General features: G+C 64.9%; 22 protein-coding genes and 1 pseudogene. 4 read left to right on the top strand and 19 right to left on the bottom strand.

The features are described 5' to 3' along the window. Positions 1-30: 30 nt before the first annotated feature. From acsF to ACXMDM_RS12660, 8 genes are all read right to left on the bottom strand, one after another. The gene (gene acsF, locus ACXMDM_RS12695) at positions 31-1,113 is read right to left on the bottom strand and encodes a magnesium-protoporphyrin IX monomethyl ester (oxidative) cyclase (protein ID WP_071799859.1); all 1,083 of its coding nucleotides are present in this window, start codon (positions 1,111-1,113) and stop codon (positions 31-33) included. A gap of 92 nt (positions 1,114-1,205) precedes the next feature. Further along, positions 1,206-1,646: a DUF2996 domain-containing protein gene (locus tag ACXMDM_RS12690; RefSeq protein ID WP_071799857.1), complete on the bottom strand. Its 441-nt coding sequence runs from the start codon at positions 1,644-1,646 to the stop codon at positions 1,206-1,208. 46 nt (positions 1,647-1,692) lie between these two features. Then, the gene (locus tag ACXMDM_RS12685; protein WP_071801864.1) at positions 1,693-2,202 is read right to left on the bottom strand and encodes a hypothetical protein; all 510 of its coding nucleotides are present in this window, start codon (positions 2,200-2,202) and stop codon (positions 1,693-1,695) included. A gap of 73 nt (positions 2,203-2,275) precedes the next feature. After that, positions 2,276-2,911, bottom strand: a complete 636-nt coding sequence (locus ACXMDM_RS12680; protein WP_071799855.1) for a flavin prenyltransferase UbiX — start codon at positions 2,909-2,911, stop codon at positions 2,276-2,278. Between the two features lie 3 nt (positions 2,912-2,914). After that, positions 2,915-5,218, bottom strand: coding sequence for an RNB domain-containing ribonuclease (locus ACXMDM_RS12675; RefSeq protein ID WP_071799854.1), 2,304 nt, complete (start codon positions 5,216-5,218; stop codon positions 2,915-2,917). Between the two features lie 89 nt (positions 5,219-5,307). Then, on the bottom strand, positions 5,308-5,592 hold the full coding sequence (locus tag ACXMDM_RS12670; RefSeq protein ID WP_071799853.1) for a TMEM165/GDT1 family protein: 285 nt from the start codon (positions 5,590-5,592) through the stop codon (positions 5,308-5,310). Between the two features lie 18 nt (positions 5,593-5,610). Further along, positions 5,611-5,958 (bottom strand): TMEM165/GDT1 family protein, encoded by a 348-nt coding sequence (locus tag ACXMDM_RS12665; protein ID WP_071799852.1) that lies wholly within the window; start codon positions 5,956-5,958, stop codon positions 5,611-5,613. Then, positions 5,955-6,311 carry a YkgJ family cysteine cluster protein gene (locus ACXMDM_RS12660; RefSeq protein WP_071801863.1) on the bottom strand — a complete coding sequence of 119 codons (357 nt, stop codon included), beginning with the start codon at positions 6,309-6,311 and terminating at the stop codon, positions 5,955-5,957. Before ACXMDM_RS12660 ends, ACXMDM_RS12665 begins: the two co-directional genes overlap by 4 nt. A gap of 117 nt (positions 6,312-6,428) precedes the next feature. On the opposite strand from ACXMDM_RS12660, the gene psb30 reads away from it, so the two are divergent. Further along, complete coding sequence (psb30, locus tag ACXMDM_RS12655) at positions 6,429-6,536, top strand: photosystem II reaction center protein Ycf12/Psb30 (RefSeq protein ID WP_071799851.1); 108 nt, start codon at positions 6,429-6,431, stop codon at positions 6,534-6,536. A gap of 3 nt (positions 6,537-6,539) precedes the next feature. Here psb30 and recJ read toward each other — a convergent pair whose 3' ends face one another. Beyond that, on the bottom strand, positions 6,540-8,477 hold the full coding sequence (gene recJ, locus ACXMDM_RS12650; RefSeq protein ID WP_083544339.1) for a single-stranded-DNA-specific exonuclease RecJ: 1,938 nt from the start codon (positions 8,475-8,477) through the stop codon (positions 6,540-6,542). Positions 8,478-8,553: 76 nt separating this feature from the next. Between recJ and ACXMDM_RS12645 the strand changes: the two genes are divergently transcribed. Next, the gene (locus ACXMDM_RS12645; RefSeq protein WP_071799850.1) at positions 8,554-8,898 is read left to right on the top strand and encodes a DUF565 domain-containing protein; all 345 of its coding nucleotides are present in this window, start codon (positions 8,554-8,556) and stop codon (positions 8,896-8,898) included. 41 nt (positions 8,899-8,939) lie between these two features. Here the strand turns inward: ACXMDM_RS12645 and rpmF are convergent, their stop codons facing one another. Continuing rightward, positions 8,940-9,119, bottom strand: coding sequence for a 50S ribosomal protein L32 (gene rpmF / locus ACXMDM_RS12640; protein ID WP_071799849.1), 180 nt, complete (start codon positions 9,117-9,119; stop codon positions 8,940-8,942). Positions 9,120-9,191: 72 nt separating this feature from the next. Here rpmF and ftsH point away from each other — a divergent pair, with 72 nt between their 5' ends. Continuing rightward, the gene (gene ftsH / locus ACXMDM_RS12635) at positions 9,192-11,147 is read left to right on the top strand and encodes an ATP-dependent zinc metalloprotease FtsH (RefSeq protein ID WP_083544338.1); all 1,956 of its coding nucleotides are present in this window, start codon (positions 9,192-9,194) and stop codon (positions 11,145-11,147) included. Here ftsH and ACXMDM_RS12630 read toward each other — a convergent pair. The 3 genes and pseudogenes from ACXMDM_RS12630 to thrC form a co-directional block, all read right to left on the bottom strand. After that, positions 11,138-12,130, bottom strand: coding sequence for a cupin domain-containing protein (locus ACXMDM_RS12630; protein WP_233830965.1), 993 nt, complete (start codon positions 12,128-12,130; stop codon positions 11,138-11,140). The genes ftsH and ACXMDM_RS12630 overlap by 10 nt on opposite strands. A gap of 110 nt (positions 12,131-12,240) precedes the next feature. Continuing rightward, positions 12,241-12,515 (bottom strand): annotated as a pseudogene (locus ACXMDM_RS12625) (MoaD/ThiS family protein). Between the two features lie 108 nt (positions 12,516-12,623). After that, positions 12,624-13,910 (bottom strand): threonine synthase, encoded by a 1,287-nt coding sequence (gene thrC / locus ACXMDM_RS12620; protein WP_071799847.1) that lies wholly within the window; start codon positions 13,908-13,910, stop codon positions 12,624-12,626. Between the two features lie 153 nt (positions 13,911-14,063). Here thrC and ACXMDM_RS12615 point away from each other — a divergent pair, with 153 nt between their 5' ends. Then, complete coding sequence (locus tag ACXMDM_RS12615; protein ID WP_499569739.1) at positions 14,064-17,093, top strand: UPF0182 family protein; 3,030 nt, start codon at positions 14,064-14,066, stop codon at positions 17,091-17,093. 110 nt (positions 17,094-17,203) lie between these two features. Here the strand turns inward: ACXMDM_RS12615 and fba are convergent, their stop codons facing one another. The 6 genes from fba to ACXMDM_RS12585 all read right to left on the bottom strand — a co-directional run bounded on the left by fba (position 17,204) and on the right by ACXMDM_RS12585 (position 22,040). Continuing rightward, on the bottom strand, positions 17,204-18,277 hold the full coding sequence (gene fba / locus ACXMDM_RS12610) for a class II fructose-bisphosphate aldolase (protein WP_071799845.1): 1,074 nt from the start codon (positions 18,275-18,277) through the stop codon (positions 17,204-17,206). A 95-nt stretch (positions 18,278-18,372) separates the two neighbouring features. Beyond that, a complete protein-coding gene (locus ACXMDM_RS12605) occupies positions 18,373-19,476 on the bottom strand; it encodes a Gfo/Idh/MocA family protein (RefSeq protein ID WP_071799844.1) in 1,104 nt (367 codons plus the stop codon). Further along, positions 19,473-19,850, bottom strand: coding sequence for a hypothetical protein (locus ACXMDM_RS12600; RefSeq protein WP_233830962.1), 378 nt, complete (start codon positions 19,848-19,850; stop codon positions 19,473-19,475). Before ACXMDM_RS12600 ends, ACXMDM_RS12605 begins: the two co-directional genes overlap by 4 nt. An 80-nt stretch (positions 19,851-19,930) precedes the next feature. Continuing rightward, positions 19,931-20,812 carry an acetyl-CoA carboxylase, carboxyltransferase subunit beta gene (accD, locus tag ACXMDM_RS12595; RefSeq protein WP_071799843.1) on the bottom strand — a complete coding sequence of 294 codons (882 nt, stop codon included), beginning with the start codon at positions 20,810-20,812 and terminating at the stop codon, positions 19,931-19,933. A 32-nt stretch (positions 20,813-20,844) separates the two neighbouring features. After that, positions 20,845-21,708, bottom strand: a complete 864-nt coding sequence (locus tag ACXMDM_RS12590; RefSeq protein WP_071799842.1) for a prepilin peptidase — start codon at positions 21,706-21,708, stop codon at positions 20,845-20,847. Continuing rightward, positions 21,705-22,040 (bottom strand): hypothetical protein, encoded by a 336-nt coding sequence (locus ACXMDM_RS12585; protein WP_233830958.1) that lies wholly within the window; start codon positions 22,038-22,040, stop codon positions 21,705-21,707. Before ACXMDM_RS12585 ends, ACXMDM_RS12590 begins: the two co-directional genes overlap by 4 nt. Positions 22,041-22,054 lie beyond the last annotated feature (14 nt).

Genomic DNA, 22,054 nt, shown 5'->3' with positions numbered 1-22,054 from the left:
ATGCGAAACCTTTGACGCGAAACCTTGGGTTCAGCGCACCGCAGGTTGGAAGTCTTCGCTGCGGATCGGAGCCATCAAGAAGAGCTTGGCCATCTCCAGGCCATTGGCCGCCCAGAAGGGCAGTTTGCGCAGGATGCGGATCGGGGCGAAGCCACCGGACTGATCAGCAGCGCTCAGGGCGCTGTTGTTGGTGACGATCCGCTCAAGCCGCTCGTAGAACTTGGGGTGGGCGACATTGAGCACCACGGGAAACACCTTGGCGGAGGTTTCGTTGGTTTTCTCGATCACCATCTTGTCGTAGCTGCGGGCATCTAGGCCGAGGGCCTCGTAGAACTCCTTGCGGGCCACGTCGCGCACATACATGGTGGCGAACACGGCCAGTAGGAAGAAGCGGCACCACAAACGGGCCTGAAGACCGCGCACGGTGTCTGGCTGGGCTTTCATCAGGGCATCGAAGAAGTCGCCGTGGCGATTTTCGTCCTGGCACCAGTTCTCGAAGAAGTTGAAGATCGGGAAAATCTTGCTCTCTGGATGCTGCTGCAGGTGGCGATAGATGGCGATGTAGCGCCAGTAGCCGATCTTCTCAGAGAGGTAGGTGGCGTAGAAGATGAACTTCGGCTGGAAGAAGGTGTACGCCTTATTGGCGGTCAGGAAGCCCAGGTCGAGCTGCAGACCGAAATCACCCATCGACTTGTTGAGGAAGCCGGCGTGGCGCGCTTCATCGCGGGCCATGTGCGCAAAGCATTCCGCCAACAAGGGGTTTTTCTCTTTGATGCGGCGGCTGAGTTCCTTGTAGAGCAGGAAACCGGAGAATTCCGACGTGCAGCTCTGCTCCAGGAACTCCACAAACACCTTGCGGGTTGCGGGATCGAGCTTGTCGGCGGCGCCATCGAATTCGGCGTTGCGAACGAAGTGATGGCGGTTGTAATCCTTGCGGAACTCTTCGCAGATGGCTTCGAGCTCCACCTCGTTGGGCCGCAGATCCATCGCCGCCATGGCGTCGAAATCGGTGGTGTAGAACCGCGGCGTCAGGATTGTGTCCTTGACGGGTTCTTTGAACGCCTGGGCCTGCGAGCCGGCAGGGGCGCTGGGGGCGGCGATCGGAGGCACCATGCGTGCGCTTCAGCAAAATGGTGCCCCCATCGTAGGAGGCTTCAGCGCCTGGATGCCGCGATGTGAAGAGCGGCAGCGATCTGCGTGGTTGCTCAGTTCGGGCCGAGCCATTTCTGGCCATTGAGCCGGGAGACCACCCGGGAGAGCAGCAGGGCCAGGGTGGTCTTGCGCTCATCAATCAAGAAGGGCTCCAGCAGGCTGGGTTCACTGCCTGATTCGGCCAGGGCGATGGTCTTGGCGGAGCCGATCTGGGCGGCGGTGAAGCACAGCCAGAAGCGCCGGCCACCCGGGAGAACGCCGAGCACCTGCCAACAGGAAAAGCCCACCACCGGCATGGGGGCTTCCAGGAAGCTCAGCTCCACATCCGGACCTCCATAGGACTTGATCTCCTTGGTCAGGGCCGGCAGGAAGAGCTGGGGGATGAACTCCGCAAATGGCTTGTCTTCCGGAGCGGGCGGCTTGGCTTTGACTGCCGCCGCTGCCGGCTTGGCTTTGGCTTCAGTCTTGGGGGCGGGGCTGGCTGAATCGCTCACGGGCACAGACCTCGATAGGGAACCTTCGCGCAACTTTAGGGGCGTCTCACCAATCCTCCGCCAAGGGAGCGTCCCAGCCCTCTTCAGGCGTCATGGCGGTGGCCCGCGCCTGCTCCACTGGCCCAGCAACTGTCGCTGGGCCCCGCCGAATCACCCGAAAGGGGACAGAGACGGTGGGCAGCGGATCCTGGGGGGCCCGCTCGGGGCCAGACCAGGCCGGCGGCGTGAACGGCTGGCTGCGGCTGGCTCTCTCCGGTTTCTGGCGACCTGGATCCTCGTCGTTGCGACGGCTGCTTCGCCGTTGCGCCTGTGCTGGCTCTTGCCTGGGGTTCGCTGGCGCTGGAATCGCGCCCTGCTTCAGGGCCAGGGCGGTGAAGCCGGCACTGAGGGCTGCACCGCCAGCGCCAGCCAGACCGATCCAGGCACCCAGCGGCAAGGCCGGCAAGCTCCAGATCAACAGCCGCAGCGAAGTCGTCGGCCGGGGGTTGATCGCCGCGACCAGCAGGACCGCCAGCAGGGGAGCGAGCAGGGGCAGAAGCAGAAGACGGGAGAGCACGGGGTCCGGCGCCAGCAAACGGGCAGGTGATTGAGCGGTTCAGCAGTGATTCAGGAAGAGTTTCCGCCGTGATTCAGGCCGTGGTTCTGGCGGTGGGCGCGAGGTCGACCGGTCCTTCCCAGCGCTTCAGCGCCCCAAGCTCATAACCCAAAGAATCGAACACCCGGATGACCAGAAAATCCACCATCTCTTCAAGGGTGGTGGGGCGGTGATACCAGGCGGGAATCGGTGGGGCGATCCGGGCCCCCGCTTCAGCCAGGGCGGTCAGATTGCGCAGATGAATCAGGTTCCACGGCATCTCTCGCGGCGCAATCACCAGCGGCCGGCCTTCCTTGAGGTGGACATCGGCCACCCTCTCGACTAAGTCGGTGGCCACACCGCTGGCAATCCGACCGACTGTTCCCATGCTCGCCGGCAAGATCACCATGCCCCGGGTGGGAAAGCTGCCGCTGGCGATCGCAGCGGCCTGATCATTCCAGCGGTGGCAGCGCAACTGACCGGAGCTCACACCGGTGCGCTCGCGCCAGAACAGCGTCTGCAGCTCAGGTTCAGAGGGAATGCGCACACCCTGTTCGGCCAGCCAGACGCCGATGGCGCCACGGCTGGCGATCAGTTCAACCTCCTCGCCAGCTTCAAGCAAGAGCTGAAGGCTCCGTTCCGCCAGGGGCATGGCCGAAGCGCCCGAGACGGCCAACACCACCGGCGCCACGGCTCAGTCCTCCCCGGTGGCTGCTTCCTGATCGTTCGCCTGGCTGACGGCTTCGCCGTCTGGGTCTCCCTCGGTTTCGACGACGATCAGATCGATCTGATGGCGCAGCACATCCACCTTCTGAATCTCCACGTCCACCACATCTCCGAGCCTGTAGGTGCGGCGGTTCTTGCGACCGACCAGCCGGTTTTGGCGGGAGCGGTACTCGTACCAGTCGTCCTTGAGCGAGCTGACATGCACCAAGCCCTCCACCCGTGATGGCGGAATTTCGACGAAGAAGCCGTAACTCTGAACACCGCTGATCACACCGGAAATGGTCTGACCGACCATTGGTTCGGCGGCGCGGGCCTGCGCCATCACTACCAGATCGGTCTTGAGCTCAAGTACGAAGCGGGCGCGATTGTTGAGGCGCTGGATCAAGGAGGTGCTGCGGGATTGCTCCAGTTCGGTGCGCTGACTGGGGGGCAGCAGGGGCCAGTCGATGGTGCCGTGGCAAACATCAGAAGCCAGGTCGACCCTGACCTTGTGGCGCACGCTGGGCCGATCCTTGCCCTCGGTGAGCAGCAGCACCAGCACATGCTGATTCCAGAGATCGGCGTAGTGCAGCGATGGCAGGCACCAAGGAGCAAAGGCTTCTGTCTCGCCCGCCAGGCTGTGGGATCCAGGGCTCGGGCTGAACTGCACTTCGGGCAGCACCTCACTGAGTTGGCGCTGCAGCACCCGGCTGCGGTCGGTGGCGGCGAAGGCGGCAGCCAGCTCAGAAGCCACCGGGGCGTTGCCGTCATCGGCCAGCTCCAGGGGAATCTCCAAGGCAAGGGCGGCCTTGGCCACCTCGTTGACCTGGGCCGGATCCGCCCCCGGATTGACGGCAAAGATTCCAGGCAGATCAAGGGCTGCCAGGTGCTTGCCCAGGGCCTGACCGGCCGGTAGCACCAGTTCCCTCAGCAGGGCGAAGGGATGCTGTGGCGGTAACGCCACAAGCCAGCCCTGGCGGCTTTCGCCCGGCTCTGGCAGAGGCAGGTCACCGAGGGATTCGAGGTCAGGCAGGGGAAGATCGAGATCGATCGATCCATTGGCCAGCCGGCGCTGGCGCAGCACAGCCGCCAGTTCCAGCAATTTTTCAAGCACCGGCAGCAGATCCTTGAGGGATTTCAGCGCTGCCGGTACGGTGCGTGCCTTGGGTTTCCGCTCGGCGAGGGCCTGCAGGCAGGCGGCATCGATGCTGGCGTCGGTCTTGATCGTGGTGAGGGCAAAGCGATAGTGCTCCAGCTGCCCCTCAGCATTGAATTGCAGGCCGACTGAAACGGCGGCAGCCTCCTGGCCTGTGACAAAGCCGGCCGCCTTGCTCAGGGCAGGGTTGAGCAGCGGAATCCAGCGCCTGCCCAGGCAGAGGGCCTCGGCCCGCTCACGCAACCAGAGGTCAAGACTGCCGCCAGCGGTCAGCCGCTCAGCCACGGCCGGGGAGTGGACCCAGAGGGTGACGCCCGTTTCCCCTTCTTCGAGTGACACCTCTTCGAGTGACACCGCCGGCAAGATTGGCGCCTCGCCACCGCTCCAGCCGTTCAGCAAAAAGGTGGGAAGTGCGGTGAGGTCGAGGCGGCCCTTGGGGTTCGGGTTGCGCAGGGTGCTGCGCGGTGGAGCGACAGGGTTGCGCAGACCGTGTTTGGTGAGCAGCAGATCGAGGTCGGCCTCCTCACCGCCATTGATCGGCAGCAGCCGGGCGACGTGACCCTGGGCGGGAAACTGGGCCACGGGGTAACGGTCCAGCAGCACCTCCACCACCGACTGCTTGTCAGGATCGAGGTAGGTGTCATCGCTGGCTGGAAGCGCCACGCTGGTGAGCAGTCGGTCGTCGAGCGGCACGGCGACGAGGCGATCCTCATGCCGTTCCACCTGGGCCAGCAGGTTGGTGGTGGCGCGTTCAAGGATGCATTGCACCCCACCCTCTGGGGATCGGCGGCGGCCGCCTTCACGGGTGATGCGCACCAGCACCCGGTCACCGTTCCAGGCGTGGTTGAGCTGGTGGTCGCGGATATAGATGTCTTCGTTGCCGTCTTCGCGCAGGGCGAAACAGAAGCCCTTGCTGGAGCAGCGCAGGCGCGCCTCGATCAGGCTCTCGTCGTGGCAACGCTGCACGCCGGCTTCGCCTTCCTCAAGAAGCCCAACGCGGCCCAAGCCCTCAAGCGCGATCCGCAGCATCGCCTTGTCGGTCTTCTGGCTCAGACCGAGAGCCTTCTCCAACTTGGCGAGTGGCAGGGCGTCGGAGGCAGGGAGCTGGTCGAGCAGACCGGCGACCGTGAACTTCATCGGGGGGAGAGTCAAAGGAAAGCAGGCAAGGCTTGGAAGCCCTGGGCGCGCAGCGATGCCCAGGAAAGCGGTTGTTATGAAGCCACACTCTACGAATCTTCTGTTCCGGCTCGAATGATCAGCCGGGTGCCGATCAAAAGGAAGCCGAGCGAAGCGGCGAGTTGGAGGGCATCGGCAGGAATCAAAGTGGAAAGGGAACCCCCGGCGTAGGCACCCAGCAAGCTGGCGAGCACCAAGGCCCCCGAGCTGCCGACAAACACCGCGATCGGATTGCTGGTGGTGCCGCTGATCGTCACGATCGTCAGCTGGGTCTTGTCACCCAGCTCGGCGAGAAACACAGTCAGAAAGGTGGAGGCCAGGAGCGGAAGTTGCATCGAATCAAGGTTTCGGAGTTACGGGCTGAGCAGTCCGAGGCTGGCCTGGGAGCCCAGCCAGAGGCCGAGGGACACCATCAGCAGTCCGGAAATCCGCTCCAGCCGCTGGGGCGGCAGCACGGAGGCCAACCAGCGCCCCAACAGCACGCCCACCAGGCTGGAGCAGATCAAGGCGAGGGCAGCCCCGGCGAAAACCAGCAGGGGCCGGCCGGATTCAGCGGCCAGCAACAGGGCGGCCAGTTGGGTCTTGTCGCCCAGCTCGGCGAGGAACACCGTGGTGAAGGTGGTGAAGATAAGCGCCCACACGGTTGTGTCCGCTGGCTTCGCCTCAGCCGGTGTGTCATCGGGCTCAGGGCTGTTGCTCATGGCTGACGCGTGCCCCGCTCAAAGCGCCGCAGCACCGAGCTGCGTCCGCCGTACTCCTCGCGGATCTGCTGGCGGCAACAGGCAATCGCGAAGGCGTCGCTCTGCTCGCTCGGCACCCCGAACAGGGCAGGAAGGTTGCTAACCCGGCAAAAATCAGGACGGTCTGCGTAGATGCGGCAAGCGCGTCCACCGGTGTCGTAGTGGCGGCACCAACCATCGGCGCCCACCATGTCCAGGTACTGGCTGCGCTGCATCGGGCTCAGGGCTTCGAGGGCCTCGCTCCGCCGCTCCGGATCCAGCCGGCAGCAGGCGCCACACCCGCCGATGCAGCTCCAGTGGCTTCCGCAGCCCATCAACTCCACCCCGGTTGCTGTGACAAGCGGTCACAGTGGCACGGTCCGATCCGTTTGCAGGGCTCCGTTCTCCCGTAACCTGAGCCACAGAACGTCTTCGTAGCGGGCCAGGGATTCATGGGTATCGACATCCATCTCATTGCCAACTTCATGGCCCTGGCGTTGATCACCCTGGCAGGGCCAGCCGTGATCTTCATTCTCTTCTATCGGCGCGGCGCGCTCTGAGCGTCAGGCTGCCAAGCCGAGTGCCAGAGCCGCCTCGTTGAACAGTCCCTGCAAATAGGGGTGGGTCTTGCTGCTGGCTGCTGCTGAAGCTGGCGAGCGCAATTCCTCCCCGGCCTCATTGCGGATCAACAGGTCGTCCCCATCGCGGCGGCACCAGTAGGTGCGTTCGCGCCGTTGCAACACCACTTCTCCGCCGCCACTGGGGCGCAGGCCCACCAGTTCGAGTTGCAGGCGTTCCTCGCCCTGCCAGCGATTGATGCGCAAGCGGAAGGCCACATCCACCTGGATGGGAACGGGACCTTCACCCTGCCAACGCCAGGCAATCGCCCGCTGACGGCACTCCCCTTGCTCAAGGTTGAGTTGCAGATGGCCGCCACGCAGCAGGCGCTGTTCGATGACCTTGCAACCGGCAGACCAGAACACCGGCACCGCCAGGCCGGCACCGAGCGGTTCGAGCCGCTGCAGGTTCCGCCAGAAATTGGGAGTGACCCGATCCAGGGAGAGCCTGGCTTCTGGCTCCACCGGGGCACCGCTGCTGCGTCCCTTCAACCAATCACCTGCCAGCCCATTGAGGGCCTGATGCAACGCCGCCACGTTCTCGGCCCGCACGGTGAAGCCACCGGCCGCCGGGTGACCGCCATGGCGCTCCAGCAGCGCCTGGCAATGGCTCAGGGCCTGATCCACAGCAAAGCCCCGCGGCGCCCGCACCGAGGAGCGCAAGCGTCCGTTGCCCTCGCCTGCCAGCAGAGCCACCGGCAGGCCGAACCGTTCCACCAGCCGGGCGGCCACCACCCCGATCACGCCATGGTGCCAATGGCTCTGGGCCAGCAGCAGAAACGGGGTCCGCTCCGGGCCGTCCGCTTCCACCAAGGCCACCGCTTCGGCCTCGATCGCATCACAGAGCTCGCGGCGTTGCCGGTTGAGCGCTTCGCACTCCTGGGCCAGCTCCATGGCCCGTTCGTCGTCTGCGGTGGTGAGCAACTCCACCACCAGCTGGGGGTCCCCCAGCCGGCCCACCGCATTGATCCGAGGCGCCAGTTGAAAAGCCACAGCCGTTGCATCGAGGGGGGTGTCCCCCACGCCAGCCAGGCGTTGCAGCGCCTGCAGGCCCGCCAGGCCGGAGCAATGCAGGCGCGGCAGCCCGTCGCGCAGCCAGCGACGGTTCACCCCCAACAAGGGAGCCATGTCGGCGATCGTGCCGATACAGAACAGATCGAGCGCCATGGCGGTGGCGTCGCTCCGGCCCAGGCTGCCGGCGAGGGCAACGGCCAGCACGTAGGCCAGCCCGACGCCGGCCAGACCTCGGTAGGGCGAACCCTCAGGAGTGCAGGCCGGATGCAGCAGGGCCAGGTAGGGGGGATGCTGCGGTGGCAGGGTGTGGTGGTCGGTGAGGATCACCTCCACCTGCAGGGCCTGGGCCCGCTCAAGGGCCTCAACGGCGGCAATGCCGTTGTCGACGGTGACCAGCAGGGCGATGCCCTCCTCGGCCAGCCGTTCGACCATGGCGGCATTGAGGCCGTAGCCATCGTCGAGCCGGCTGGGGATCGCCGCCACCGGCCTGGCCCCGAGCCGCTGCAGCACTCCCACCAGCAGGGCGGTGCTGGTCATGCCATCGGCGTCGTAGTCACCGCAGATCGCTACGGCTTCGGCCTTGGCGCAGGCCTGAGACAGCCGCTGGACGGCCCGGCTCAGATCGCTGAAGTGCTGATGGGGATCCGGGGCCGGCGCCGGTTCGAGCACATGGCCGATCGCCTCTGCCGTGCCGTAGCCCCGCCGGCGCAGAACAGCCAGAATCTCGGGCTCAAGGCCCAGCGCGACGATGGCCTCGGCTCCATCATCTATCTCCGGGAGGGGAGCTGGCAGCTGCCAGCGCTGCTGGGGCAGGCGGGTGAGCAAGGGGTCCCCACGGAGATGGCCGCATTCTGCGCTGTTGCTTCCCATCGATGCCCCCCTAACCTGCGTCCATGCAGGCACGTTCTCCCCAGAGTTCCCAGCAGCCAGCGGCCTCGATACAGCGATGACCCGCCAGCCATTCCAGGCCACCCGCTTCCAGCGCCTCCAAGCCGAAGTCAGCAGACTCCTGCTCGATTGGCTCAGGGGGAGCTGGCGCAGAGGCAGCGCGGCCCTACTGGCGCTGTTGATCGGTCTCTATGCCGGTAACAATCTCACGTCTTTCTTCCTATTCCGCATCGGCCAGCGCCCCCTGGCGGTGCTGGGGATGGTGGTGCTCGTGGAGCTGGTGATCAGGCTACGCAGCCGCTTTCTCAAAGGAGAGCCAGGGCTGGGCTGGGTGATCTGTGACAACTTCCGGATCGGAATTGTCTACGCCGTGGTGCTTGAGGGCTTCAAGCTCGGCTCCTGATTCCCTGGTCAGGCCAACCCGTTGTCTTGTGCGGCCCGATCTCAGCTGGCTTCGTCTTCGGCGGTTTCATCGACGGGATAGACAAAGCCCTGGGCCCGTCCGCTCAAGACCGCCTTGCCGAGCGACAACGCCTTCCTGGCTGCGACGGTGGCCTGGGCTTTCCAATGGGCATGACGCTGATTGCGCTTCCCTTTCGATGTTTTCTTCTTGGGAGCAGCCATCCCTATTGATCAACCAAACAATGATCATCCGCTCTGGTCTTGCCTTTCGTCAAATCGCTAAACTGACAGGCCATGCAGAACCCTGTGAGCACTCCACCTCCAGTGTTCCCGCTCTGGTCCGTCGCACCTGGCACTCTTCTGGCAGGCACTGTCCCGGCTGGCTCCTTCCTGGCCCAGGCCGCGCCCACTCCGGCTCCTGAGCCAGCGCGCACCAATCCCTTCCGGGCTCTGGGCCTGCAGACCACGCCGCCGCCCTCCTACAGCGAGCTGTTGCAGCTCATCCGCGACGGCAAGGTCAAGGAGCTGGACCTATCCCCCCACCAACGGGAGGTGGCGGTGGTGCTGAACGACGGCACCCGCACGGATGTGCCGGTGTTCGCCAACGATTCACTGTTGCTGCAAACAGCCCAGCAGGCCAGGGTTCCCCTCAGCGTCAGCGATAACCGCGACCAGGAGGCCTCCGCAGGTCTGGTGATCAACATCCTGCTGGTGGTGCTGTTGGTTGGCGGGCTCACCTTGCTGATCCGCCGCTCCTCCCAGGTGGCGAACAAAGCGATCGGTTTTGGTCGCAGTCAGCCCCGTGTTCAGGAGGAGGGCACCGCCAGCGTGCGCTTCGAGGATGTGGCGGGCATCAACGAGGCCAAGGAGGAACTGCAGGAGGTGGTCACCTTTTTGAGGCAACCGGAGCGATTCACCGCCATCGGCGCCAAGATCCCCAAAGGCGTGCTGCTGGTAGGCCCGCCAGGTACCGGCAAAACGCTGCTGGCCAAGGCGATTGCTGGCGAGGCGGGGGTGCCCTTCTTCTCGATGGCGGCTTCGGAGTTCGTCGAGATGTTCGTGGGTGTGGGCGCCAGCCGCGTGCGCGATCTGTTCAAGCGCGCCAAGGAAAAAGCCCCTTGCATCATTTTCATTGATGAGGTCGATGCGGTTGGCCGTCAGCGCGGCGCCGGGATCGGCGGCGGCAACGATGAGCGTGAGCAGACCCTCAACCAGCTGCTCACGGAGATGGATGGCTTTGAGGAGAACTCCGGGGTGATTCTGCTGGCGGCCACCAACCGTCCAGACGTGCTCGATGTCGCCCTGACCCGGCCGGGCCGTTTTGATCGCCAGATCACCGTTGATCTCCCCGATCGCCGCGGGCGCGAAGCGATCCTTGCCGTCCATGCCCGCAGCCGGCCTCTGTCTGAGGCCGTGTCGCTAGCGGCCTGGGCTGCCCGCACGCCAGGTTTTTCAGGAGCTGATCTCTCCAACCTGCTCAACGAAGCGGCAATCCTCACGGCCCGCCGGCATGAAACCAGCATCGATGATCTCGCCCTCAATGATGCTCTGGAGCGCATCACGATGGGGCTGACGGTGGCCCCCCTTCAAGACAGCGCCAAAAAGCGGCTGATCGCTTACCACGAAGTGGGCCACGCCCTGATCACCACCCTGCTGCCCAAGGCCGACGCTCTGGACAAGGTGACCCTGCTGCCCCGTTCCGGAGGGGTCGGCGGCTTTGCCCGCACCACTCCCGACGAGGACATCCTCGATTCCGGCCTGATCAGCCGCGCCTATCTGCGCGACCGCCTGGTGGTGGTGATGGGGGGACGGGCGGCGGAACTGGTGGTGTTCGGCCCCAGCGAGATCACCCAGGGGGCTTCCGGCGATTTCCAGATGGCCACCCGGATCTGCAGGGAGATGGTCACCCGCTATGGCTTCTCCAGCCTTGGGCCAGTGGCCCTGGAGGGCGATGCCTCCGAGGTGTTCCTCGGCCGCGACCTGATCCACACCCGGCCCAGCTATGCCGAGTCAACCGGCCGGCAGATTGATTCGCAGGTGCGTCAGTTGGCCCAGCAAGCCCTGGATCAGGCGGTGAACCTGCTGCGTCCCCGCCGTGACCTGCTCGACCAGTTGGTGGAGGAGTTGATCGAACAGGAAACCCTCGATGGCGAGACCTTCCGCCACTTGGTGGAGCGCTTTGAAGCCTCCCAGCCGGCGGCAGCGAATCGGCGGTCCGAGGCCGCCGGCGGGGTTCTGGCTCACTCCTGAGGCATGCCGCTGCTGAAGCGGATATCCAGGCTGCGCAGATAGGTGTGCAGCCCGGCATCTTGAATCGGTAGCAGCATGGCCGGGTGGCCGCTCTGGTTCACGTGGGAATGCCAGTGTCCCGGTGGGGTCACAAACGCCGCACCGGGCTCCCAGGCCATGCTCAGCGGATCACGGATCGTGCCATCGGCATTGAGCTCAGGGCCGGAGATCGTGACGCAGCCGGGCTGGCAGTCGATCACCAGATCGAGGGCCACCGATTGGTGGCGATGGGGCGGCTGGATCGCGCCGGCCGGCACCAGGCCGAGCATGGCCCAGAGCGTGTGGGTCACCGTGCGACTGCGGGGCAGATCCGCGTTGGCCATCAGCAGGCTGAGCCTGTTGCTGCGGGCACTGCTGGGATCGGCGGCCAAGGCTGCCAGTTCCTGGCGCATCCAGGGGCCCGGGTAGTGGGTGGCCTCGAAGCGGGGCTCCTCGGGGCTGACGCCAAGGAAGGAGAGCAAGGGGGCGTCATGCACCCAGTAGAGAACGCTTTCCTGCTCCGCTTCGAGCTGGGGAGCCGGACCGCTGGGCAGCACGAACAGGTCTCCTGTGCTCCAGGCCTGGTCATGGGCGGCGCCGTGGCGGCTGGCCTCGCGCCGGCAATGCCCCTGACCCCTGAACACATAAAACAGTGCACTGGTGGCCTTGGCGGCCACCTCAATGGTGTCCCCAGCCAGGATGCGCACGAAGTTGGCCGACAGGGCCGGGCTGGTGGCAGGGCCCTGGCAGCCCAGTTTGTCGCTGAGGTCGAGCGGCAGGATGGCTGAGGGCCCTGTGGCATGCAGTTCAGGGCCCCAGCGCCCTTCAGGGATCGGCTCGGTCAGCCCGTGGCGAACCGGATTGGCGGCCTGGCGGTAATCGAACAGAACGGCTTTGGCCCCTGGCTCCACATCCGTGAAGCCTGGAGTGGCTGTATTGGTAGGGGGGCTGGCTGTCTGGGTCATGCGTCCGGCCACAATGGCAATCAAGCCTATGGACGGAAGGGCACCGTTGGCGTTACCAGTTCAGGTCCACTGACCCTGGGAGATTCGATTCGCCACTGAACCTGCAGGATTCAGCCTCCGGCCACCGCCGGCACAATGCTCACTTCATCACCATCACTCAGGGCCGTGGCCTGGTGATCGAGAAAGCGAATGTCCTCGCTGTTGACATAGACGTTGAGGAAGCGGCGCAGCTTGCCGTTCTCGTCGGTGAGGCGGGCCAGGATGCCGGGAAAGTGGCTTTCGAGGGCGGTGAGCAGCTCATCCACCGTGCTGGCGTCCACGTCGACACTGGCTTGATCGGCGGTGAATTTCTGCAGGGGGTGGGGATCAGAACCTGGATGGTCATGGGAGGTGGGGGGAGGAACAACGGCCCAATGGAGGGGCGCTTGGGGGTTGGGACATGGCTTGAAAAGGGCTGGGTTGGTGCCGGCTGAAACGCCCTTTCGGCTTTGGCTCAGACGCCCATGGGCTCCCAGCTGGCTCGCTGCAACGACTGGGCCCGCTCCCAGGCCGCGTTGAAGCTGGCCAGCTGGGGCTCGATGGTGTACGGCTCTCCCACCACCGGGCTGATCGCTTCGAGGGTCTTGAGGCCGTTGCCGGTGATGTAGGCGACGGTGGTTTCGCTGGGATCGATCTTGCCCTGCTCCACCAGCTTCTTGAGCACCGCGATTGTGGTGCCGCCGGCGGTTTCGGTGAACACCCCTTCGGTTTCAGCCAGCAGCTGGATGCCGGCCACGATCTCGTCATCGCTGACCGCGGCGATCGAGCCGTTGCTGCGGCGGGCGATATCAAGGGCATAGGGGCCATCGGCGGGATTGCCGATCGCAATCGACTTGGCGATCGTGTTCGGTTTCACAGGAGTGATGTAGTCACGGCCCTCGGCAAACGCCTGGGCGATCGGTGAGCAGCCTTCAGCCTGGGCACCGCTGAAGCGCACCGGCTTTTCGTCGACCAGCCCCACTTTGATGAATTCATCGAATCCCTTGCGGATCTTGCCGAACAGGGAACCGGAGGCCAGGGGAGCCACGATGTGATCGGGCAGTTGCCAGCCGAGTTGCTCGATCACTTCGTAGCCGAGAGTTTTCGAGCCTTCGGAGTAGTAGGGGCGCAGGTTGATGTTCACGAAGCCCCAGCCGTAGGTGTTCGCCACCTCCGAGCAGAGCCGGTTGACCTGGTCATAGTTGCCCTTCACCGCCATCAAGGTGGGGTTGTAGATCAAGGTGCCGAGCACCTTGCCCAGCTCCAGATCGCTGGGAATGAACACGCAGCATTCCAGGCCGGCGTGGGCGGCGATGGCGGCGGTGGAGTTGGCCAGGTTGCCGGTGGACGCGCAGCTCACCGTGGTGAACCCCAGCTCGCGGGCGCGGGTGAGGGCGACTGACACCACCCGATCCTTGAAGGAAAGGGTGGGCATGTTCACCCCATCGTTCTTGATGTAAAGATTTTTCAGGCCCAGACGCCGGGCCAGGCGGTTGGCTTTCACCAGCGGCGTGAAGCCGGTGCCCACATCGATCGGGTCGCCGGCGATCGGCAGGAACTCGCGATAGCGCCAGATCGACGCCGGACCGGCCTCGATCGAAGCCCGACTCACCCGGGCGCGAATGGCGTCGTAGTCGTAGACGACCTCAAGGGGGCCAAAGCAGACGTCTTCACAGACGTGGCGGGCCGTGGCCTCGTAGGGGTGTCCGCATTCCTTGCAGCGCAGGCCCGTGAACGTGGCGCGGGAAAGGGTGGCTGTCACGGCCTTGCAGCAACAACTAAGAAAACTAGCAGCGCGCTTCTAGTCTCCCGCTGAATCCCGACACTCGAGGTCGGGATTCAGCGGGAGGCTGTTGGTGGTCGGGAAGCGGCGGATCATGATTCTCTTTTCCGCACCTCTCTCTAACCTCAAGCTGTGCCTACCCCCTCCCACCGGCTGCTGTCGCTGGCCGCAAGAGCGCTTCTGGCTGCGTTCGCGGCCATGGTGCTGGTGGTCACGGTGTCCCGTCTGGGGATCGAGTGGGAGTGGTTCGCGCAATTTGGCTTCCAGTCCGTGCTGCTGCGCCGCTGGCTGTTGCAGCTGACGACCTTTGCGGTGGTGATGGGTCTGGGGATCGCCCTCCAGCTCAAGCAGCTCCAGCGTTGTTGGAGCCTCCGTCATCAAGGTGGGGTCAAATCCCTGTCGCGTTCTTATCAGCTTCAACTGGGGCCAGCCTCTCTGGTTGCCGTTTTGGCTGCTCTGCTGCTGCTGCTGGCCGGCGGACTCACCTACCTGGCCGTTCAGGCCCGGGGGCTGATTGCTTCGCCATTCAGCGGTGAGGTGATCAGCGGTTTTCCCGTGTTCGCCGATCTGCCCCCGTTGCTGTTCATCGGCCTGGGTCTTGGCCTGCTCTGCCCCTTACTGCTCTGGCCCCTGACCACCTTGCGGGTGGTGATGACGGCGGCCCTGGCGGGATCGGCCACCGCCCTGGCCCGGGGCTGGAGCCTGTGGCTGCCGGCCCTGCTGGCGGTGCCGTTCGGGGAGGGGGACCCGCTGACCGGCTTTGATCTCCGCTTCACGGTCTTGCAGCTGCCGGCCCTGAGGCTGTTGCTCAGTGTGCTCTTCGCCCAGGTGACGGTCGGTCTGGCAGGCTGCCTTTGGCTCACCTTCAGCGAAGGCAGCGCCCTGAGTGATCTGCGCTTCGCCGGCCTCAGCCAGGCTCAGAAGCGGGTGCTCAAGCCTCAGATCGCTGTGCTGGCGGTGGTGGCCTCCTGCAGCGCGGCGCTCTCCCCCTTCGCTCTGATGGTGGACGGCAGCGGGGTCGCCTCCGGCGCCGGCTTTGTCGACCTGCATGTGCGCCTGCCGATTCGGCTGTTGCTCTCCGCGCTGCTGCTGATCACCGCTCTGCAGCTGGTGTTGCCGATCCGGCGCAACTGGCTGCGGCGCTTCACCCTGTTGCCCTTGGTGGCCACCGTGCTGGTGCTGCCGATCGCCGAGTTCCTGGTGGCACCGCAGGTCCAGAACCTCTGGGTGGAACCGCGGGAGCTGGTGGTTGAAACCCCCTATCTGGAGCGCAGCATTCGCGCCACCCGCAATGCCTTCGGCCTTGAGAGTGTCCAGGATCTCGTCCTCGAGCCCCGCCAGCTCCTGACCCCCGCCGACATCAAGGCGGCACCGGGCACCCTGGCCAACATCCGTCTCTGGGACAGCAAACCGCTGCTGGCCGCCAACCGCCAGCTGCAGCAGCTGCGGCTGTATTACACCTTCCCGTCGGTGGCGGTCGATCGCTACGCGCTCGGCGATGAATCGCGCACGGGGGGATCCCAGCAGGTGCTGATCGCGGCCCGGGAAATCGATAGCGGCGCCCTGCCGGAGGGCTCACGCACCTGGTTGAACCGCCATCTGGTCTTCACCCATGGCTATGGCTTCACCGTCTCGCCGGTCAACACGTTCGGCCCCGACGGCTTGCCGTCGTTTTTTGTCAAGGATCTGGGCCGCAGCGGGCGTGTGCAGGGAAATGAGGCCCTTGGAATCAGTGATGCCAGCGCCCTCGGAGCTTTCCCTGTGGGCCGGCCCCGCCTCTATTACGGCTCCGAGTCTGCTCCCTACGTGATCGCTCCAACCACTGTGGAGGAGTTCGACTTCCCCGACGGGGAGCTGAATTTCTGGACCCACTTCGATGGCCAACTGGGCATCTCGCTCGGCAATGGCTGGCAACGGTTCAAGGCGGCGGTGTACCTGAAGGAGCCGCGGGTGTTGTTCAGCGGCTCCTTCACCCCCCGCTCGCTGTTGCTGCTGCGTCGCCCGGTGAAGGACCGGCTTGAGGCGCTCGCTCCTTTCCTGGGTTTTGAGAGTGAGCCCTACCTAGTCACCGTTGCGGTGGGGGACAGTCCAGGCTTTCGCTCCGAGCAACATCAATACTGGATGTTGGATGGGTTCACAACGAGCCGCAGCTATCCCTACAGCGAAGCCAATGCCAATGGCATCCGCTATTTCCGCAACCCCGTCAAGGCCGTGGTCGATGCCCACGACGGCCGGCTCTGGCTCTATGTGAGTGATCCGAGCGACCCAATCCTGCGCACATGGCAACGGGCTTTTCCTGAGTTGTTCCAACCGCTGGCGGCGATGCCGAAGCCCCTGCTTGAGCACATCCGGGTACCGATCAGTCAGTTCAAGATCCAATCGGAGCGATTGCTGAAGTACCACGTCACCGACGTGCGCACGTTTTACAACGGGGAGGATGAATGGTCGGTGCCACTGGAGATCTACGGCTCGCGCATCTCTCCTGTCGAGCCGTATTACGCCAATGTGCAGCTCCCCGGAAAAGACACTGACAGGCCCGAATTCGTTTTGCTGCTGCCGTTCTCGCCGGTACGGCGCTCCAACATGGTGGGTTGGCTGGCAGCCCGCAACGACGTTCCCAATTACGGCGAACTTCAGCTGGTGCGCTTTCCGCAGCAGCGCTTGCTGCTGGGCCCCCAGCAGATCACGGCCCTGATCGAGCAGGACCCTCAGATCAGTTTCCAGTTCGGACTCTGGAACCGCACGGGCTCCCAGCTGTTGCGCGGCAACCTGTTGGTGCTGCCGGTGGGGAATGGCTTGCTCTACGTCGAGCCGATCTATCTGCAGTCGAAGAACAATGCCTTGCCCACCCTGGTGCGGGTCGTGGTCACCGATGGCACCAGGTTCGTGATGGAGCGCGATCTCGACACGGCCCTCGCGAAGCTGGTTTCCGGGACGGCCCCTGCCTCCGTTTCCCCGACGAACCCCAACGGGTTCCTCCCGCAGATTCTCGATCCGGCATCCCCGGCTGAACCACCAGCCCCCAACTTGAACCCCAACCTGCTGCCCACCCCCTTACCCGGTCCCTGTCTCCAGTCAGAGAGGCCTACCCAGGCATCTGCACTTGAGCGTGTTCATTCAGGCCGTACCTGGCCGACAAAAAAGGGAGCCGAAGCTCCCTGATGGAATGGTGGTCTTGGTCTGGAAGCGGAAGGTTGAGTCGGGGGCTGGAGTCGTAAGCCGTTGAGCTCACGCCGTTTTACCAAAAGCCGGCTAACTCAGACCTGTTTCACTCAGACCGCAACGGCGGTCTTGGGTTCAAGCACGCCCTTGGCGTAGAGCTCGGCGTAGTAGTTGATGTTCTGCTGCTTGATCTTGCTGGCTTGGCCGGCGCACCAGAACTGCTGGTAACGATCAAGGCAGACCTTCTTCATGTAGGCCCGGGCCGGCTTGTTGAAGTGGCGGGGGTCGAAGTTGGCCGGATCCTTGGCGGCAGCCTCACGGACGGCGGCGGTGAAGGCCAGGCGGTTGTCGGTGTCGATGTTGATCTTGCGCACACCGTTGCGGATGCCGTTCTGGATTTCCTCCACGGGCACGCCATAGGTTTCGGGGATGGCGCCACCGAACTGGTTGATCATGTCCAGCCATTCCTTGGGAACCGAGCTGGAGCCGTGCATCACCAGGTGGGTGTTGGGGATGGCCTTGTGAATCTCGGCGATCCGGGAGATGGCCAGCACTTCGCCGGTGGGCTTGCGGGTGAATTTGTAGGCGCCGTGGCTGGTGCCGATCGCGATCGCCAGGGCGTCGACCTTGGTTTTGGCAACGAAATCGGCGGCTTCGGCGGGATCGGTGAGCAGCTGGTCGCGGGAGAGGGCGCCATCAAAGCCGTGGCCGTCTTCAGCCTCGCCCTTGCCGGTTTCAAGAGAGCCAAGGCAACCCAGTTCGCCTTCCACGCTCACGCCGATGGCATGGGCCACATCCACCACTTCCTTGGTGACGGCCACGTTGTAGTCGTAGCTGGCCGGAGTTTTGGCGTCGGCTTCCAGCGAGCCGTCCATCATCACCGAGGTGAAGCCGTTGGCGGCAGCACCGAAGCAGGTGGCGGGGCTGTTGCCGTGGTCCTGGTGCATCACCACCGGGATGCCGGGATAGGTTTCCACGGCTGCCAGAATCAGGTGGCGAAGAAAGTTCTCGCCGGCGTACTGACGGGCGCCGCGGGAGGCCTGCAGGATGACGGGGCTGTCGGTTTCGTAGGCCGCCTCCATGATCGACTGCACCTGTTCCAGATTGTTGACGTTGAAGGCCGGAATGCCATAGCCGTTCTCAGCAGCGTGGTCGAGCAGCAGCCGAAGCGGAACGAGGGCCATGGTGAAAACCTCTGATGGAAGTGGTGAAGGAACCGTATTGGGGCCTGGAAACCGGAACGCCGGTGATCAAAGGCCAAGACGGAATTAGGCTCACCTTAGGTGATGTTCTGTCGTTCTCCTGTTTCAGCAGCCAGCAGGGCGCGATCACAACAGCGTTGGCTGCGGTAGCCCTCGGCCAGGCCCGGCAGCATCGGCCGTCCCTCCCGCACACTGTCGCTCCAGGCCTGGTGGAGGCGAGCCACCGGCGCAATCCGGCCATCCACCCAGGTTTGGGCGAAGGCGAGGTTTGGATCCGGAGCCAGCAGCTGCAACGGGCCGCTGCCACTGGCCTGCCACAACTGGAAACCGTGGACGTAATCCGAACGGTTGTCGCTGCCCAGCACCAGGGCCCCCTCGCTGCCATGCAGCTCCAGCCAGCAGCCCCGGCCCTGGCGCGTCACCGAGGAAAGGGCGAGCTGGGCGGGGATCCGTTGGCCGCGCTCCCCTTCCAGCTCCAGGCCGAGCAGGGCGCTGTCGTCGGCATCCACCCGGCCTTGCCGGCCGCTGCCATCGGGCAGGGGGCGCTCGGGAATCGCCGTGGCGAGCGAAGCGCTCAGGGCGGTGCACGGACCCACCAACCACTGCAGGATGTCGAAGGCGTGGGTGCCGAGGGCCCCCAGCACGCCGCCACCTTCGCTGCGCTGTGAATACCAGCTCCAGGGTCTGGAGGCATCGGCGCGGCTGCCCATCAGCCAGTCCATGGTCACCAGCCAGGGATCGCCGATGGCCCCGGCTCTGAGCAGGGCTTCGAGCTGCTGGAACAGCGGTACGGCCCGATATTCGAAGTCGACCGCCACGCTCAGTCCGGCGCTGATGGCCAGCCGTTGCAGTTCAAGCACCTGCTCGGCCTCCAGGCAGACCGGTTTTTCCAGCAGCAGGTGCTTGCCCGCCTTCAAGGCGGCGCAGGCCAGCTCAAAGCGCGGCGCCGGTGGGGTCGCGATCACCACAGCCTCGATGCCGGGATCGGCGAGCAGGGCTTCGAAATCACTGAATCCGGGTAACTCGGCGCTGCGGCAGGCGGCTTCAAGGCGAGCGGTGCGCGGATGCCAGAGGGCCACCGGTTCGGTGCCCGGGCAGGCCCGCAGGGCAGGCAGGTGAACCTTTTCGCCAAAACCCAGGCCGGCCACCGCGACCTTGAGCGGCGACGCAGTTGTAGTCATGCGGCGGCGAGCAAGGGAGCACCGGCCGCGCAGGCCTCCTCGATCACCTCGCTGATCAAGGTGTCGCCTGCGGCGCTTTGCCAGGGGGCCTTGAAGCGCGGCAGGCCATTCACCGAAACGTCACGGAAGCGTTGCTCGCTGCAGTTGATCTCCATCACGTAGAGGCTGCCCTGCTGGCTGCTGTCTTCTGGCTTGAAGCGGCTCAACACCGAGAGGTAGCCCTCGCGGCTGCGCCGCAGGCTGCCTTCGTCCCACCACTGCTGCCCCTCCTCACTGGCGCTCACTTCCTTCCAGCTCACCGGCGCGGCAATGGCGGCCGGCGCCCAGGCCAAGCCAAGTGGCAGGCCAAGCCCAAGAACCAGGACAAGACTCACCAGGACTTTGTTCAAAAGGACCTTGCTCAAAAGGACCTTGCTCAGCAGGTTGGTGCGCCAGCGTGACCGGGGGAGTGATCTCATGCTCCTGCTGCCACGGCGGTGCGGCAACCATGCAGCCTGAGCAGGCTGGAGAGGGTGCTTTTCAGCTGGGTGCGCGGAACAATCTGGTCGACGAAGCCGTGCTCGAGCAGATATTCGGCGGTCTGGAAACCCTCCGGGAGTTTTTCACGCAGGGTCTGCTCGATCACCCGGCGGCCGGCGAAGCCAATCAGGGCCTTGGGTTCGGCCAGGATCAGGTCGCCGAGCATGGCGAAGCTGGCGGTTACGCCGCCGGTGGTGGGGTGGGTGAGCAGGGGGATGTAGAGCAGTTCGGCCTGGCGGTGCCGCTGCAGCGCACCAGAAATCTTCGCCATTTGCATCAGGCTCAGCATTCCCTCCTGCATGCGGGCACCGCCGGAGGCGCAGACAATCACCACCGGCAGGCCGCGATCTGTGGCCGTCTCAATCAGCCGGGTCAGCTTCTCGCCCACCACCGATCCCATCGAGCCGCCCATGAAGCGGAAATCCATCACCCCCAGTGCCAGGGGCCTGTCATCCAGCCGGCAAAATCCACAGACAACCGCATCTCTCAGGCCGGTGCTGCCCTGGCTGTCGAGGATCCGATCGGCATAGCTGCGTCGGTCTTTGAAGGCCAGCGGGTCCGTCGGTGCCAGATCACGGTCCACCGGCATGAAGCTCCCCTCATCGGCCATCAGCCGAATCCGGGCGCCGCTGTCGATGTTGTGGTGGTGGCCGCAGCCGATGCAGACGCTGGCGTTGGTGATCAGGTCTTTGCGGTAGACGACCAGGCCACATTCCGGGCACTTGCTCCAGAGGCCATCCCCTTCTTCCACCTCCTGGGCGGCACGGACGACCGGAGTGGTCTTGCGTCGATCGGCGAACCAGTCGAACAGCGACATGGGCTATCAGCAAGCTCGAAGCGAGGAGTCCATTAAAGGCTGGCGCCGCCGCTGAGGATCTGGAGCTGGCTCAGCCACCAGCTTTCGCCGGCCACCCAGGTGGCGATGCCGCCGAAGGCCAGGAATGGACCGAATGGAAAGGGCTCCCTGGGCCCGAGCAAGCCGCCCAGCCTGGCGGCGCCACCGAGCAGGGCTCCGGTAAGGACGGCCAGCATCACCGCCACCCAAAGGCCTTGCCAGCCCAGCCAGGCGCCGAGTAGGGCAGCGAGCTTGGCGTCGCCCAGCCCCAAGGCCGGCCGGCCGATCAACCGTTCGGCCAGGGCGCTGAGCCCTTCAAAGGCCAGCAGGCCAGCGGTGGCAGCCAGGAGATGGTCGGCCAGCAGCTCGCGGGCCGTCGCGGCCGACTGGCTCAGCCCGAGCAGGGCGGTGACGGCCAGACCCAGCACCAGGCCCCAGCGGCAGAGGGGTTCGGGCAGCCAGAGATGGTCGCAGTCGATCAGGGCCAGGGGCAGCAACCAGCTGACCAGCAGCCAGCCGGCGGACAGCAGCATCCAGGTCGGCGGCGTTGCCATCGCGCCTGGCCTGGCGAACAGCATGGCGATCCAAAGGCCGGCGCTGAGCAGCTCGATCAGTGGATAGCGAATGGCGATCGGCCGCTGGCAATCGGCGCAGCAACCGCGCAGCAGCAGCCAGCTGATCAGCGGCAGGTTGTGCTGCCAGCGCAAGCTGGTGCCGCAACGTGGGCAATGGCTGGGGGGGTACAGGATCGATTCGCGCCGCGGAACCCTGTGGATCACCACGTTGAGAAAACTGCCGACACAGGCGCCAAGCAGGGCGACAAGAATGGCCAGGCCAGGGGTGATCGACAAGGCGGGGGCAGCTGTCTGGAGGGTCATAGCCCGCGAAAGCCGCGGGGACGGCCACCGCGACTGCGGATCAGATCCAGGGGCACGAACTGTTCGTCGGGGAGCAGCACCGGCACTTCAAATACCACGCGCCCCTGGCCGTTGCGGCTGTGCAGGACGATGCCGATCGGGGCGGTTCCCCCCGGGCAATGTTCGAAATAGTGGAAATAAATCTGGCGCGCCCTGCGCAGCACCTCACCACTGTTGATCTGATCCCAGCGCAGGGGAGCCGTTCCCGGGGCGCCGGCCCCTCGGATCACGAAGGACGGCAGCGGGGACGACGGATCGGAACCTGGAGGTGTGGCGAAGGAAATCGGCCTCACCAATGCTGAACGTA

Source organism: Synechococcus sp. CS-603, assembly GCF_977929215.1.
This window is presented reverse-complemented; position numbering and strand designations above follow the sequence as displayed.